The sequence below is a fragment of the Pseudomonas sp. 43NM1 genome, assembly GCF_002836905.1.
Classification (GTDB): domain Bacteria; phylum Pseudomonadota; class Gammaproteobacteria; order Pseudomonadales; family Pseudomonadaceae; genus Aquipseudomonas; species Aquipseudomonas prosekii.
In genome coordinates, this window is the sequence record NZ_MKGS01000113.1 from 78,411 (window position 1) to 93,676 (window position 15,266).

The following is a 15,266-nucleotide window of genomic DNA, read 5'->3' on the forward strand; positions in this document are numbered from 1 at the left end:
GCCGCCTCTCACAGAGGACAACCGATGAAGACGCCTTTCGTGCGGACCAACCGGCGCATCCTGATCATCGATGACACGCCGTCGATTCATCTGGATTTCCGCAAAATCCTCGACCCCGACGCGGAAATCGAACAGAGCCTGGCCGGCGCCGAAGAAGCGCTATTCGGCATCCCGCAACCGGAGCGGCTGACCTTTCAACTCGACTCGGCTTATCAGGGCGAGGAAGCGCTGCAACTGGTCAAACGCGCGCGCGCCGAAGGTCGGCCGTATGCCTTGGCGTTCATTGACATGCGCATGCCGCCAGGCTGGGACGGCCTGGAAACCATCGAGCAACTGTGGAAAGTCGATTGCAACCTGCAAATCGCCCTGTGCACTGCGTATTCCGATTACAGCTGGGAAGCGATGGCCGAACGCCTGGAATTCGGCGACCAGTTGCTGGTGCTGAAAAAACCTTTCGACAGCCTGGAAATCCGCCAGATGGCCAGCGCCCTGACCTGGAAATGGCAGATGGCGCAAGACGCGGCGATGAAAGTGCTGAGCCTGGAACAGACCATCGAGGCGCGGGTGCACGAACTGCTCAAGGTCTCGCATTTGTTGCAGTACGACGTCCTCACCGAATTGCCCAACAGCACGTTGCTCGGTGATCGGCTGAACCAGTCGCTGGCACTGTCGCGGCGCCATGACAAACAACTGGCGGTGATGTTTCTCGGGCTCGACCGTTTCAAGCGCATCAACAATGCGCTGGGCCATCCGGCCGGTGACGAGATGCTCAAGCGGGTCGGGCAAAACCTCGTGGCGACAGTGCGCGAATCCGATTCAGTGTTTCGCTACGGCTCCGATGAGTTCGTGGTGATCCTCGCTGACATCCGCCATCCGCAGCAGACCAAAGGCATCGCCGAAAAACTCTTGAGCGCGATCCGCGCGCCGCAGCACATCGCTGGCCACGACTTGAGCGTGACCGCCAGTCTGGGCATCAGCATTTACCCGGATGACGGCCTCGACGCTATCGCGCTGATCAAGAAAGCCGAGACCGCGATGCGCAGCGTGAAGGAGAACGGCCCGAACGATTTCAGCTTCTTTATCGACGAAATGAATCAACTGGCGCGCGAACAGCAAAGCATCGAGTCGGGCATTCGTCTGGCGCTGGAGCGCAACGAATTCGTCTTGCATTACCAACCGAAAATGGACTTGAGCACTGGCCAAGTGGTCGGCGCCGAAGCGTTGATCCGCTGGAAAAAACCGGGGCAAGGCTGGGTTTACCCGTCGGACTTTATCGCCGTCGCCGAGGACAGCGGGCTGATCGTGCCGCTGACCAAATGGGTGATGGCGCAGGCCTGTCGTCAGGCGTGCCTGTGGCAGGCTGCCGGGTTGCCGAAAATCTGCATCTCGGTGAACGTCTCGGCCATCGATTTTCGCCAGCGCGACTTTGTCGACAGCATCGAATTGATCCTCAAGCAGACCGGCATGCAGCCCACTTTGCTCGAACTGGAAATCACCGAAGGCGTGCTGATGCAGAACGTCGACGCCACCGTCACCGCGCTGAACCGCATCAAAGCGCTCGGCGTGCGGCTGGCCATCGACGATTTCGGCACCGGTTATTCGAGCCTGAGTTACCTGCGCCGTTTTCCCATCGATGTGCTGAAAATCGACCAGTCATTCATTCGCGGCTTGCACCGTGACAGCAGCGATGCGGCGCTGGTCAGCGCGATCATCAGCCTCGGTAAAAGCCTCAAGTTGACGGTGATTGCCGAGGGCATCGAAACCCTCGAACAACTGGAATTCCTCAAGTCCCATGATTGCGAAGAAGGCCAGGGTTATTACTTCTGCAAAGCCGTGGCGCCGGATGCTTTTGCGCATTACCTGATGCTGGTGAAACCGCTGCCCTCAGCCCAGTCATGAGCGACACGCTGCTCCACCGCCAAGGAATTACCTGATGTCGTTCAACCGGGGCCGTTTGTTGTTGTCGCTTGTTTTGCTGGCGATCAGCCTGAATCTCAGTGCCGCGCCATTGGACGAGCCGCTGAAACCGTTACCCGCCGTGCCGCAACAGAATCCCGAGCGCGTCGAACTCGGCCGGCAGTTGTTCAACGAACCGCGCTTGTCGCTCAACGGCAATCTGTCGTGCGCCAGTTGCCACCGAATGGAGCATGGCGGCGCTGATACCACGGCGTTTTCCATCGGTTTCGACGGCCAACCGGTGGCCGTCAATACGCCCAGCGTGTTCAACGCCAGCCTGAATTTCCGCCAGTTCTGGGATGGCCGATCGATCAGCCTCGAATCGCAGATCCACGAAGTACTGCAAAGCTCGGCGCAAATGGGCAGCACTTGGGACCACGTCCTGCAAACGCTCAGCGCCGATCCGAGCTATAAAAACGCATTCGCCAAGGCTTACCCGGACGGCGTCACCCAGATTAATGTGCAGAACGCCCTGACCAGTTACGAGCGCACGCTGGTCAGCGCCAATTCGCGGTTCGACCAATACCTGCAAGGCAATACCGACGCGCTCACGACTGAGGAAAAGTACGGCTACCAGCGCTTCAAGAGCTACGGCTGCATCGCGTGTCACCAAGGGGTGAACATCGGCGGCAACATGTTCCAGAAACTCGGGGTCATGGCCGATTACTTCGAGGCCCGCGGCAATCCTACCGAGGCCGATCTCGGGCGTTATCTGGTGACCAAGGACGAAGAGGACCGCAACGTGTTCAAGGTCCCGAGCCTGCGCAATGTCGCGGTGACCGCGCCGTACTTCCACGACGGCTCGGCAAAAACCCTCGAGGACGCCGTGGACGTGATGTTCAAGTTCCAGCTCGGGCGCGTGCCTTCCGACGAGGACAAGACCCTGATCATCCAGTTTCTGAAAACCCTGACCGGTGAATGGGAGGGCAAGCCCTTATGAAAATATCCCGCCATCGCAACCTCGCCTTGCTCGCCATGGTCGCGCTGATCCTCGCCTCGGTGTTGCTGTTTCTTTACCTCAAATCCAGCTCCGACCAGACCACCACCTACACCGAATCGCGCGACGTCATCGGCCGAATGAAACAGCTGAATGCGCAGTGGGAAACCGAGATTTTGAAGGCGCGGATCACCCTCAATCACAACTACGATCCGCTGGTTACGCCGCTGACCGAAATGACCGAACTGTGGCAACACTTCGAAAGCATGGAGTCGAACCACGGGCGCAATGCCTCCCCCGAATGGAAGGAAAGCCACGACGCTTATCTCGCCGCAATCAAGGAAAAGACCCGGCTGGTCGAGCTGTTCAAATCGCACAACGCGGTGCTGCGCAATTCCCTGGCGTTCCTGCCGACCGCCGAAGACGACATCCAGCAACCGCTGACTCAAGTGGTCGGCGTCGACCCGCTGCAACTGCAGAACATCGCCACCGACACCTATGACTTGCTGCTCAGCAGCCTGGAGTATGCACAGGTCACTTCCGATGAGCGCGCCGCCGACATTCTGGTTGGCCTGAACAAAATGGGCGTGAACCAAGAGCGCTTGCCCGAAGCCTTCCACGTCCCGCTCGACATCTTGAGCAACCATGTCGCGCTGATTCTGCGCGAGCAACCGATCGTCAACGGCTTGCTCGAAAAAATCGAAGCGGTGGCGGTCGCGCAGCGCCTGGATAACATCAACAACTTGCTCAACGAGGATCAGCAGCGGGCCGACGCAGTGAATCAGCGCTACCACTTTTTCATGCTGGTGTTTTCGGTGTTGCTGGTGCTGTTGCTGGTGTATCTGGCGATTCGCCTGATGCGCAGTTTTTCCGAGATCAGTCGCGTCAACAGCGCTTTGCAAATGGCCAACAATGACCTCGAACAGCGCGTCGAAGAACGCACCCGCGAACTCAAGGACACCCAAAGTGAATTGCTCGACACCGCGCGCCAGGCCGGCATGGCCGAGATCGCCACCAACGTGTTGCACAACGTCGGCAACGTGCTCAACAGCGTGAATATTTCCGCCGACCTGGTCACGCGCAAACTGCGCAACAGCAAGGCGCAGGGGCTGGGCAAAGCCATGCAATTGATCAATCAGCACCCGGATGATCTGGGCACGTTTCTGGATCAAGACGAGAAAGGCAAATTGCTCCCCGGCTACCTCAACCAACTGGCGGAAGCGATTGCGCTGGAGCAACAAGGCATGGCCGATGAACTGGCGCAGTTGACCAAGAGCGTCGATCACATCAAGGACATCGTCGCCACCCAGCAATCCTATGCCGGCGCCAACAGCCTGCTGGAACCGCTGCACATCAGCGAACTGCTGGAAGACGCCCTGCGCATGAACTCCGGCGCCCTCACCCGCCACCACGTCACGGTGGTCAAGGATTACGCCGAAGTGCCGCAGGTGATGGGCGACAAACACCGCTTGCTGTTGATCCTGATCAACCTGATCAGCAACGCCAAATACGCGATGTCCGACCTCAGCAACCGTCCACGGCAAATAACCCTCGGGGTGAAAATCGTCGACGCAAATCTTCTGCAAATCAGCGTCAAGGATGACGGCGAAGGCATCCTTGAGGAAAACATGACGCGCATCTTTGCCCACGGTTTCACCACTCGCAAGGACGGCCACGGCTTCGGTTTGCACAGCTGCGCGCTGGCCGCCATCGAGATGAACGGCCACCTCACGGCGTACAGCGACGGACCGGGCAAAGGCGCGCGGTTCACCTTGCAGATCCCTTTGAAAACCGTGGAGGTCGACGCATGAGCAATGCTCCCAATCGACGCATTCTGCTGATCGATGACACGCCGTCGATTCACGTGGATTTTCGCAAGATCCTGATGCCGGAGCCGCCGCAGCACGAACTCGATGAGATGGAAGCGACGCTGTTCGGCGGCGATAGCAAACCCGAGCGCGCGTTGTTCGAACTCGATTCGGCGTTCGGCGGTCAGGAAGGCCTCGACAAACTCAAATCCGCCCTGAAGGAAGACCGGCCCTACGCCATGGCGTTCGTCGACATGCGCATGCCCGAAGGCTGGGACGGCGCACAGACCATCGAACATTTGTGGCACGAAGACCCGCGCCTGCAAGTGGTGGTGTGCACCGCGTACTCGGATTATTCGTGGGACGAACTGCTTGAGCGTTTGCACGCGCATGACCGCGTGCTGATCCTGAAAAAACCCTTCGATAACATCGAAGTCCAGCAGATGGCCAACACTTTGCTGACCAAGTGGCACATGACCGAACGCGCCAGCGTCCAGGTCGATCATCTGGGGCAAATGGTCGAGCACCGGACGAGGCAATTTCAGGAGGCCAGCGTCGAGCTGCAACGGGAAATCGACGAGCGCAAACTGCTCGAATCACAATTGGTGCAATCGGAGAAACTCGCCTCGCTGGGGCAACTGGCGGCAGGCGTCGCGCATGAAATCAACAACCCGATCGGCTTCATTTCTTCCAATCTCGGCTGCCTCGACGGCTACTTCAAACAGTTGCAGGAAATGCTCGACGCCTACCGTGGCGCCGAAGAAGCAATCAGCTCGCCCGAAGTCATCGAACGCCTCGGCGTGCTGCGCGAACGGGTGGAGCTGGAGTTCTTGCGCGAAGACATTCCGTTGCTGATCAAGGAATCCAAGGACGGCATCAGCCGCGTCGGGCAGATCGTCAAGGACCTGAAGGACTTCTCGCGGGTCGACTCCAATCAGGAATGGCAGTGGGCCGATTTGCATCAGGGCATCGAGTCGACGCTGAACATCGTCGCCAATGAACTGAAGTACAAGGCTGATGTGGTGAAGGATTATCAGGTTTTGCCGGAAATCGAATGCCTGCCGTCGCAGATCAACCAAGTGATCATGAACCTGATCGTCAACGCCTCGCAGGCGATTGGCACGGAACGCGGGGTGATCACTTTGCGCACCGGGCTGACGGGGGAAACGGCGTGGTTCGAAGTCGCCGACACCGGCTCGGGAATCGAGGCGCAATGCCTGAAGAAAATCTTCGACCCGTTCTTCACCACTAAACCGATTGGCCAAGGGACCGGGCTGGGGTTGTCATTGTCGTACGGGATCGTCAAAAAGCATCACGGCGAAATCTCGGTGCGCAGCGTCGTCGGCGCAGGCACAACCTTTCGCGTCGAATTGCCACTGCGCCAAACCAAATTAGCCAGCTAAACCGCACTCCTGTAGGAGCCGAGCTTGCTCGCGAAGGCGTCGGGTCAGCCAACTCATTCGCTGACTGACACACCGCTATCGCGAGCAAGCTCGGCTCCCACAAAAAGCGGGGCTGGCGTTGGACGTTATCCCCCCCGATCCCTGTAGGAGCTGAGCTTGCTCGCGAAGGCGTCGGGTCAGCCAACTCATTCGCTGACTGACACACAGCTTTCGCGAGCAAGCTTTGCTCCTACAAGAGCGGGGGCTGGCGTTGGCCGTCGTCCACCTCGATCCCTGTGGGAGCTGAGCTTGCTCGCGATGGCGTCCGGTCAGTCAACTCATTCGGTGGCTGACACACCGCTATCGCGAGCAAGCTCGGCTCCCACAAAAAGCGGGGTCAGGTGGTTTCCTGGAAGTCCATTTCCGGCGGCTGGCGGCGGAAGCCGCTGGTGAGGATCGCGAGGTACACCACGCCGATCGCCAGCCAGCTCAGGCCGAGGTAAATCGCCAGGTGATCGAGGCTGACCATCAGCCACAAATCGGCGAGCAGGCCAATGAACGGGAATACCAGGAACAGCACAAACTCCCGCGCACCGCGTTTCTGTGCGCCGATCCAGTAATGGAAAATCACCGACAAATTCACCAGGCTGAACGCGAGGAACGCGCCGAAGTTGATGAACGAGGTCGAGGTCGTCACGTCGAGTTTCAGCGCCAGCAACGCCACCACTGCGCACAACAGGATGCTGTTGACCGGCGTGCCGAAACGCTCATGCAGGGTGCCGAAAAACGACTTTGGCAGCACGCCGTCGCGGCCCATGGCGAACAGCAATCGCGAGCCGCTGGCCTGCGCCGACAGACCCGAAGCGAATTGGCCGACGATCAGGCCGATGAGGAATATCGAGACAAACAGGTCGCCGCCGATGTTGCGCGCGATCTCGTAAGCCGCCGAATCGACGCTGTCGAACTGGAACGACGGGTGCGCGATCTGTACGAAGTACGAGACGCCGACGAAGATCAAGCCACCGATCAAGGTGATCAGCATGATCGCCCGCGGAATGGTGCGGCGCGGGTCGCGGGTTTCTTCGGTGAGGGTGCTGACCGCGTCGAAGCCGAGGAACGAATAACAGGCGATGGCCGCGCCGCTCATGATCAGCGGCATGTGCATGTCGCCGTTGAAGAACGGTTTGAGCGTCCACAGCGGCGTGCTCGCGTCGCCGCCAATGTAGTGGATGCACAGCACGACGAACGCGATCAGCACCAGAAATTGCACGAGCATCAGCAAGGCGTTGATGCCGTTGGCGAGTTTCAGGCCGACGATGTTGATCGCGCTGGTGACGCCGATGAACGTCAGCACCCAGACCCACTGCGGCACTGCCGGGAACGCCGAGTTGAGGTACGCGGCGCCGATCAGCCAGATCGCCATCGGCAGGAACAGGTAATCGAGCAGCACCGCCCAACCGGCGATGAAACCGAGTTTCGGGCTGATGGCTTTGCGCACGTAGCTGTACGCCGAGCCGGCCACCGGGAACGCGGCGGCCATGCGTCCGTAGCTCATGGCGGTGAAGAACATGGCCACCAGCGCCGCGAGATACGCGGCCGGAACCATGCCGGCGGTGGATTGCGCGAGGATGCCGAACGTGCCGAGCACGATGATCGGCGTCATGTAGGCGATGCCGAACAGCACCACCGAACCCAATGACAGGGTGCGTTGCAAACGAGCCATGAGCGACTACTCCGAATTTATTGGTTTTATGGCAGAGCCGAGTTCGGCAAAAATTATGTCAACGTCAAAAGCCACCCCTCACCCCAGCCCTCTCCCCAGAGGGGAGAGGGGGAAAGGGGGCAGATCTCCATAGGTTTCAGATCCTGGGTTCGACTGGGTATTCCTTTTCAATCCTGGATTCGACTGGGTATTCCTTTTCAATCCTGGGTTCGATTGGGTATTTCTTTTCAATCTTGGGTTCGACGGGGTATTTCTTTTCAATCCCGGGTTCGATTGGGTATTCCTTTTCAATCCCGGGTTCGCTGGTTCCTGTTCAATCCCGGGTTCGACGGGGGACTTTTTTTCAACTCTGTGTTCAGCTCGATATTTCAGGTCGCAGCAAAATGTCCAGTCACCTCGGTCAGTCCCCTCTCCCCCTTGGGGAGAGGGTTAGGGTGAGGGGCGGTTCCAACTGACACACCGCTTGATACCTAGCGCTGCGGAATCAGCAACTCGCGCAACCCATCGGCATGCTCGACAATCTCCCCCGGCAATTTCAGCCGCTGATCATCCAGATACCGATAATCCTGGCGCGCCGCCGCCAACTGCGGCAAATCCAGTTCAACGGCAAACTGCCCTTCCTCGCGCCCGGCCTCGAACAACAACGAGCCCAGCGGATCGACCAGCGCACTGCCGCCGGCAAACAGCAACCCGCCGTCACCCTCCTCCACCCGATTGACCATCAGCGCGAACGCCTGGTTTTCCTGGGCGCGGGCCATGATCGCGGTGCGATGGGTCGGGCCGTACGGGTCCATGTTGCCGTTGGTCACCAGCAACACTTCGGCGCCCAATTGCGCCAAGGCTCGCGCGCTTTCCGGGAATTCGATGTCGTAGCAAATCAGCAAACCGACGCGCACCCCGTTCCACAGACACGTGGCATAACGGTCGCCCGCTTCATAGACGCCGCGATCCGAGGCCCACAAGTGCGTCTTGCGATAACGCAAGGCAATGCCTTCGGGGGTAATCAGCAACGTGGTGTTGTAAAACCGGCCGTTGTCGCGCTCGGCCATGCCGACCACCACGGCAATATCGCGCTCGCGGGCAGCGGCGAGCACCGCGCGGACGGTCGGGCCGTCCAGCGTTTCGGCGACTTGCGCCACGGTTTGTGCGGAGGGGAAGCCCATCAAGTGGCCTTCGGGGAACATGATCAGTTGCGTGTCGGCAGCGCAGGCAGCAATCGCCGCCAGCGCGCGTTCGAGGTTGTAAGCCGTGTCATTGTCACGGCCAGCCAATTGGGCGAGTTCGACCTTCATGGGTATTCCTTGTTATGGCGCCGGGGCAGCAGAAAGATTGCCCGGTCGGTGTCTGTGCGCCAGTATGCGCAGCAAGCAACCGGCCAGGGAATCACGCGGCCGGGGTAACCCGATAGGGGTAGACGCATGACACTTTCGCTGGATGACATCGCCTGGCACCGCTCGGTCGGGCAACTGATCGACGCCCTCGACAAGCCCAATTTCTGGACGCAACTGCTGCGTTTGCTCGATCAATACGTGGATTTCGACAGCTGGGTGGTGCTGTTATTCAGCGCCGAGCAACACCCGCAGGTGTTCGCCGAATGCCCCGGCGAGGACGGCAGCCCCGATCAGCTGTTTCAGGATTACCTGCGCGGTTTGTACCTGCTCGATCCGTTCTACATTGCCTGCCGCGAACAGTCGCGCACCGGGCTTTATCGACTCTCGGAAGTCGCGCCCGAGCACTTCGAGCTGACCGAGTATTACCAGCGCTACTTTCGTCTGAATGTGGTCGCCGACGAAATCCAGTTCAATTGCCAACTCGAAGGCGACCGCACGCTGTGCCTGTCACTGGGTAGCAAACAACGCTTCAGCGCGCAGCAGATTGCCTTGCTGTCGCTGATCCAGCCGTGGGTGCTGGGCCTGTTGCGCCAGCGCCTGCCCTATGAAATCAACGAAGTCGTGGCGCTCGCCCCGGCGCCGCCGCAAACCGATTGGCGGGTGCAACTCGAAGCCTCGGTGCAACAACTCAAAGGCGCGCAACTGACCGCCCGCGAGCTCGACGTCGGGCGCCTGATGCTCAGCGGTTGCTCCAGTAAAGAAATCGCCCGCAAGCTGGAAATCTCCGTCGAAACCGTGAAAGTCCATAAGAAACACATGTACAGCAAGCTCGGGATCAAGTCCCAGCAGGAGCTGTTTTCGATCTTTTTGCAGGCGCAGAATGCCTGAAGCACTGTGGGAGCAAAGCTTGCTCGCGAAGAGGCCATCACATTCAACATGGATGCTGGCCAATACACCGCCATCGCGAGCAAGCTTTGCTCCTACAGCAAACACCACGGTCCCTGTAGGAGCAAAGCTTGCTCGCGAAGAGGCCAGCACATTCAACATGGATGTTGGCCGACACACCGCTTTCGCGAGCAAGCTTCGCTCCTACAGGGGATAGCGTGTTGCACACAACCGAGTCCGAACCCAGGGAAACCGTATGAGCCTGTCACTCCTGAGCCGCTACGCGTTCTTTGCCGCGTGCGTCATTTTCACCCTCGCCAGCCTGCCATTTCTGCACCACGAATGGCTTTGGCCATTCACTGCCGTTACCGGTGTCCTCAGCCTGATCGGCCTGTTCGATCTGCTGCAGAGCCCGCACGCCGTGCGCCGCAACTACCCGATCCTCGGCAATATCCGTTACCTGGTCGAAGGCATTCGCCCGGAAATCCGCCAATACCTGCTCGAATCCGACAGCGACGCCCTGCCCTTCTCCCGAGCCCAACGCTCGCTGGTTTACTCGCGGGCGAAAAACGAAAGCGCCGATAAACCGTTCGGCACCTTGATCGATGTCTATCAGGCCGGTTTCGAGTTCATCGGCCACTCCATGCGCCCGGCGCCGTTGACCGACCCGAGCAGTTTTCGCGTCACCGTCGGCGGTCCGCAATGCACCCAGCCGTACTCGGCGTCGGTGTTCAACATCTCCGCGATGAGCTTCGGTTCGCTCAGCGCCAATGCGATTCGCGCGTTGAACCAGGGCGCCAAGCTCGGCAATTTCGCCCACGACACCGGCGAAGGCAGCATCAGCGCTTATCACCGTGAAAACGGTGGCGACCTGACTTGGGAACTCGGCAGCGGCTACTTCGGTTGCCGCACCGCCGAAGGCCGTTTTGACCCCGAGCGTTTCGCCGCACAAGCGCAAACGCCGCAAGTGCGGATGATCGAAATCAAGCTGAGCCAAGGCGCCAAACCCGGCCACGGCGGGATCCTGCCCAAGCACAAGGTGACCAAGGAAATCGCCGAAACGCGCGGCATCATGATGGGCGAAGATTGCATCTCGCCGTCACGCCACAGCGCGTTCTCGACGCCGATCGAATTGATGCAATTCATCCAGCAACTGCGTGAACTGTCCGGCGGCAAACCCGTGGGTTTCAAGTTTTGCCTCGGGCATCCGTGGGAATTCATGGGCATTGCCAAAGCGATGCTGGAAACCGGCATCCTCCCGGACTTCATCGTCGTCGACGGCAAGGAAGGCGGGACCGGCGCCGCCCCGGTGGAATTCACCGACCACATCGGCGTGCCGATGCGCGAAGCTTTGCTGTTCGTGCACAACACCCTGGTCGGCCTGAACCTGCGGGACAAAATCAAGCTCGGCGCCAGCGGCAAAATCGTCAGCGCTTTCGACATCGCCAGCGTCCTCGCCATCGGCGCCGACTGGGCCAACTCGGCGCGCGGCTTCATGTTCGCCATCGGCTGCATCCAGTCGCAAAGCTGCCACACCAACAAATGCCCGACCGGCGTCGCCACCCAGGACACCCTGCGCCAACGCGCTTTGGTGGTGCCGGACAAAGCCCAGCGCGTGTTCAACTTCCACCGCAATACGCTCAAGGCACTGGCGGAAATGCTCGCCGCTGCGGGGCTGGAACACCCGTCGCAACTGTCGGCCAAACACTTGGTGCGACGCATGTCGGCGACCGAGATCAAGTTGTTCTCGCAGTTGCATGTGTTCCTGAAACCGGGTGAATTGCTCACCGGCGAAGTCAGCGGCGAGTTTTACTCGCGGATGTGGCAGATGGCGCGGGCGGACAGTTTTGAGCCCAATGAGGTGGCGGCTGCTTGAGTGTCGGTATTTTCAAGACTCCTGTGTGCGAGCCAGCACCAGTTTCGAAAACGGAAAACCGCACACCAGGCTGATCAGCGCAAAGCAGACCACGGTCACAAGCCCCGGTAGCTGGCGCATATCGGCAAATTCACCGACGCCGTAACTGACGACACCCATCAACAACATGAACAGCAGATACGCCAACAGCGGTTTCTCGCTTTCAACGGTGTAGAGCGTATTCACATACAACGAAAACACCGCTGCCACACCAAACGCGGTCAAATTACTGATGGCCTGAGTGAGTTCCGCAGCGGTGTAGAGGACAAAAAATACCTGCGCATGAATCAGTGTGTTGACCACGCCGATAGTCGCGTATGCGCTGAAGCCTTTCCAGAAAGTCATGCCGGCTCACCTAACCCTGATCGCGACTGCGCGAGTCTCCCAAACTAGGGTCATGCCTGAATGCCGTCTACTGTCAGAAGTTACAGTCCAGACGATCCGCAGACGTGCGCTCACCAGCGCAACTCCACCACCGGCGCCGGTTCTTTCATGACGATAAAACCGTAATCGCCGATCAGGTAAATGCGGTAGTACAGGCTGTCGACCACCGGGGCAAAACCTTGGTAACCGACCCGCGTCGCATTACGCCGCTCGCGCTCGGCGACGACGTTGGTGATTCCGACTTTCGGCAGGTTTTCGGCGAGCATGTAGTAGTCGGTGTTGAGCAGATAATGCAGCACCGGCAGTTGCCGGAACGAACCCGCCGCCGCCGTCAGCCAGTGATCGGAATAAGTCACCGACAGATAAATGCGTTTGGCCTCACGCAGCGCCGGGCGTGAGGCGATGTCGTAGCTCAAGGCATTCAGCGCGGCGGTGGCGAAGGTTTTCTGCAGCACCAGCACGCGGCCGTAGGCGTAGGACAGCGAAAGCATCGCCAACAGGGGAATCAGCAACAGCAGTGGCAATCGCCGGTGCACGCGGGTTAACGCCAGATGGCTGAGGTAGAACAGCAATAACAGCAGCACCGAAAACCCCATCAAGGTGCGCGCGCCTTCATTGAAATCACGGAACAACAGCGCGGCGCCGGGAACGAGCAGGAAAATCAGCGCCACGCTCAGCAGGCACAGCAAAGCGCATCCGCCCCGCTGCATGCGCGTTGCCTGACGCTGCATGACGCGCCGCCCGATGACAACGCTGCCGGCAATCGCCGTCAGCCACAACGCGGCCAATACCCAGGTAAATCCGCCGTGAAACAGCAGCCCGACTTTTTCCAATACTCGGCCGATATTGATGCCGACTTGCAGCAACGGGTCCGCCGAGCCATCAAGCAAACCGGTGCGGTGCGGTTTCATGTAGGCATACGCCGTGACGCCGTAGATCAGCAGGGCCAAACCCAATTGCGCGAGTTTCCAGGCAATCAATCGATGCCAATCGGGCTGCCGATGATGTGCCCAGCGCAGTAATTCCAGGCAACACAAACCGACGAACACATTGATGCTGACTTGATAGAGACCAAGCCCCAAGGCAATCAGCAACGCGGGAATGGTCAAGGTCTGGACCCGCGATGCACTGCGAAAGGTCATCGCGCCGATCACCGCCACCAGACTCAACGTCATCGCCGGGCCATCGTATTGATAGGAGAGGTTTGCAGGAAAAACGGGTTGTACCAAAACCCCAGCACCACCAGGCAATGGCTCAACGTCGGAGCGGCAAAGTAGTGGAACGTCAGGCGGGTCAACGCCCAGGCCATCGCCAATGTCGCGAGCAACAGCGGTAACGGAAAGATGTTCGGCGCCGCGTCGGTGGAAGTCAGCCCGTTGAAGAATAGCTGCGTGAACAACCGCCCCTCCCCGGCCCAACCCGTGCCGGCGGCGAGCGAACGCCAGTTGTCGTCAATGTACGGGTGGTCGGCGAGGATCAGCGGCAACACGTAGGCAAACGTCGCCAGCACAAAGAATAATCCGACGCGGCGGGCGCCGAGTTCTCTGTCGAGCCAGTCGCGCATCCTCATGTCCGCGCCCCTTGGGGTGACTGCGTTTAACCCATAAGGTATTGAACGCAGCGCTGGCGATTGCTGTGCGATTTTTCGACCAACGGTGAGGCCGGGCAATATCCCGTAATATCCCGACTTTGCATTTGTCGCCCGATCACGCGACCCTGCGCGCCGCCGATGTGCGGCACGCACCCTTTTGTATTGCGTGACACTCCTTTTAATACACGTTCAAGAGCACTCAGCCATGACGTCTGAACGCGATCATCGAATCGACTTTTTCCGCGGCCTGGCGCTGATCTTCATTTTCTGGGATCACGTGCCGCACAACCCGCTGGGGCAAATCACCCTGCGCAATCTCGGCTTCAGTGATGCGGCGGAAATCTTCGTGTTTCTCGCCGGCGTCGCGGCGGTGATGGCTTACGGCAAGATCCTCAAGCGCGACGGTTATCTGATCGCCTGCCTGAAAATCCTTCGGCGCACCTGGGTGCTGTACGTGGTGCATATCTTCTTGCTGGCGATGCTGATGGGCATTGTGTTCTTCGCCAACAGCCACGTGGAAACCCGCGATCTGGTCGAGGAAATGGGCCTGCACCACTTCATCACCAACCCGCAGCAGGCGTTGACGGACGAACTGCTGCTGCGCTTCAAACCCAACCTGATGGACCCGCTGCCGCTGTATATCGTGCTGCTCGCGGGTTTGCCGCTGGTGTTGCCGTTGCTGGTGCGCGCGCCGTGGGCGGTGGTGGCGGTGTCGACGGCGGTGTACTTGCTGGCGCCGCCGCTGGGCTGGAACCTCGCGGCGATCAAGGACGGCGTCTGGTACTTCAATCCGGTGACCTGGCAATTGCTGTTTGTGCTCGGCGGCGCGACGGCGATTATCGGCCAACGGCCACGGGCGCCCGACACCCGCTCGCTGCTGCGCCAGCCGTTATTCATGGCGGCAGCGGTGTATGTGCTGCTGGCCGGGGTGATTACGCTGTTGTGGCGCTGGCCGCAAATCCACGATGCGCTGGTGCCGGCGTGGCTGAGCAATCTGCTGTATCCGATCAGCAAGACCGATCTGTCGCCGGTGCGCCTGGTGCATTTCCTCGCGTTGGCCTACGTCACCGCCAAGCTGTTGCCGGGCAGCGGCTGGACGCAAAACTGGCTGGCGCAGCAGAGTTGCCGGATGGGCCGTTATTCGCTGGAAATCTTCTGCCTCGGCGTGTTGCTGGCGCCGCTGGCGGACATGATCAATGCGATGACCGGCGATGCGTTCGCGATGCAGATCTTCACCGCGCTGGTGGGTGTTGGTTTGATGGCGTTGCTGGGCGCGTGGCTGGATTTGAACAAGCGGCTGACTGCGCCAGTTGCCACTCATTCGGCGGTGTCTGCGCAGCGTCTTCCCTCGTAG

Annotated in this window: 10 protein-coding genes and 1 pseudogene; 7 read left to right on the forward strand and 4 right to left on the reverse strand. The window is 59.6% G+C overall.

Annotation, left to right across the window (positions count from 1 at the left end; all coding sequences use genetic code 11):
- Positions 1 to 24: 24 nt before the first annotated feature.
- The 4 genes from BI292_RS10480 to BI292_RS10495 are packed head-to-tail and all read left to right on the forward strand — an operon-like array spanning position 25 to position 6,104.
- Entirely contained in the window at positions 25 to 1,899 is a 1,875-nt protein-coding gene (locus BI292_RS10480) for a bifunctional diguanylate cyclase/phosphodiesterase (protein ID WP_101207831.1), read from the forward strand.
- 34 nt (positions 1,900 to 1,933) lie between these two features.
- Positions 1,934 to 2,896, forward strand: a complete 963-nt coding sequence (locus tag BI292_RS10485; RefSeq protein WP_101207832.1) for a cytochrome-c peroxidase — start codon at positions 1,934 to 1,936, stop codon at positions 2,894 to 2,896.
- Positions 2,893 to 4,704: a DAHL domain-containing protein gene (locus tag BI292_RS10490; protein ID WP_101207833.1), complete on the forward strand. Its 1,812-nt coding sequence runs from the start codon at positions 2,893 to 2,895 to the stop codon at positions 4,702 to 4,704. The genes BI292_RS10485 and BI292_RS10490 overlap by 4 nt, the downstream gene beginning before the upstream one ends.
- Positions 4,701 to 6,104, forward strand: a complete 1,404-nt coding sequence (locus BI292_RS10495; RefSeq protein ID WP_101207834.1) for an ATP-binding protein — start codon at positions 4,701 to 4,703, stop codon at positions 6,102 to 6,104. The genes BI292_RS10490 and BI292_RS10495 overlap by 4 nt, the downstream gene beginning before the upstream one ends.
- 376 nt (positions 6,105 to 6,480) lie before the next feature.
- On the opposite strand, the gene BI292_RS10500 is transcribed toward BI292_RS10495, so the two are convergent.
- Positions 6,481 to 7,806, reverse strand: coding sequence for an APC family permease (locus BI292_RS10500; protein WP_101207835.1), 1,326 nt, complete (start codon positions 7,804 to 7,806; stop codon positions 6,481 to 6,483).
- A 470-nt stretch (positions 7,807 to 8,276) separates the two neighbouring features.
- Positions 8,277 to 9,098, reverse strand: a complete 822-nt coding sequence (locus BI292_RS10505) for a carbon-nitrogen hydrolase family protein (RefSeq protein WP_101207836.1) — start codon at positions 9,096 to 9,098, stop codon at positions 8,277 to 8,279.
- A gap of 126 nt (positions 9,099 to 9,224) precedes the next feature.
- Here BI292_RS10505 and BI292_RS10510 point away from each other — a divergent pair, with 126 nt between their 5' ends.
- Both BI292_RS10510 and BI292_RS10515 read left to right on the forward strand, forming a co-directional pair.
- Positions 9,225 to 10,025 carry a LuxR C-terminal-related transcriptional regulator gene (locus tag BI292_RS10510; protein WP_092278562.1) on the forward strand — a complete coding sequence of 267 codons (801 nt, stop codon included), beginning with the start codon at positions 9,225 to 9,227 and terminating at the stop codon, positions 10,023 to 10,025.
- A gap of 253 nt (positions 10,026 to 10,278) precedes the next feature.
- Positions 10,279 to 11,898, forward strand: coding sequence for an FMN-binding glutamate synthase family protein (locus BI292_RS10515; RefSeq protein WP_101207837.1), 1,620 nt, complete (start codon positions 10,279 to 10,281; stop codon positions 11,896 to 11,898).
- 12 nt (positions 11,899 to 11,910) lie between these two features.
- On the opposite strand, the gene BI292_RS10520 is transcribed toward BI292_RS10515, so the two are convergent.
- Both BI292_RS10520 and BI292_RS10525 read right to left on the reverse strand, forming a co-directional pair.
- Positions 11,911 to 12,282 carry a GtrA family protein gene (locus BI292_RS10520; RefSeq protein ID WP_101207838.1) on the reverse strand — a complete coding sequence of 124 codons (372 nt, stop codon included), beginning with the start codon at positions 12,280 to 12,282 and terminating at the stop codon, positions 11,911 to 11,913.
- Positions 12,283 to 12,392: 110 nt separating this feature from the next.
- Positions 12,393 to 13,891, reverse strand: a pseudogene (locus BI292_RS10525) (glucosyltransferase domain-containing protein).
- Positions 13,892 to 14,117: 226 nt separating this feature from the next.
- Between BI292_RS10525 and BI292_RS10530 the strand changes: the two are divergent.
- Positions 14,118 to 15,266 (forward strand): OpgC family protein, encoded by a 1,149-nt coding sequence (locus tag BI292_RS10530; RefSeq protein WP_101207839.1) that lies wholly within the window; start codon positions 14,118 to 14,120, stop codon positions 15,264 to 15,266.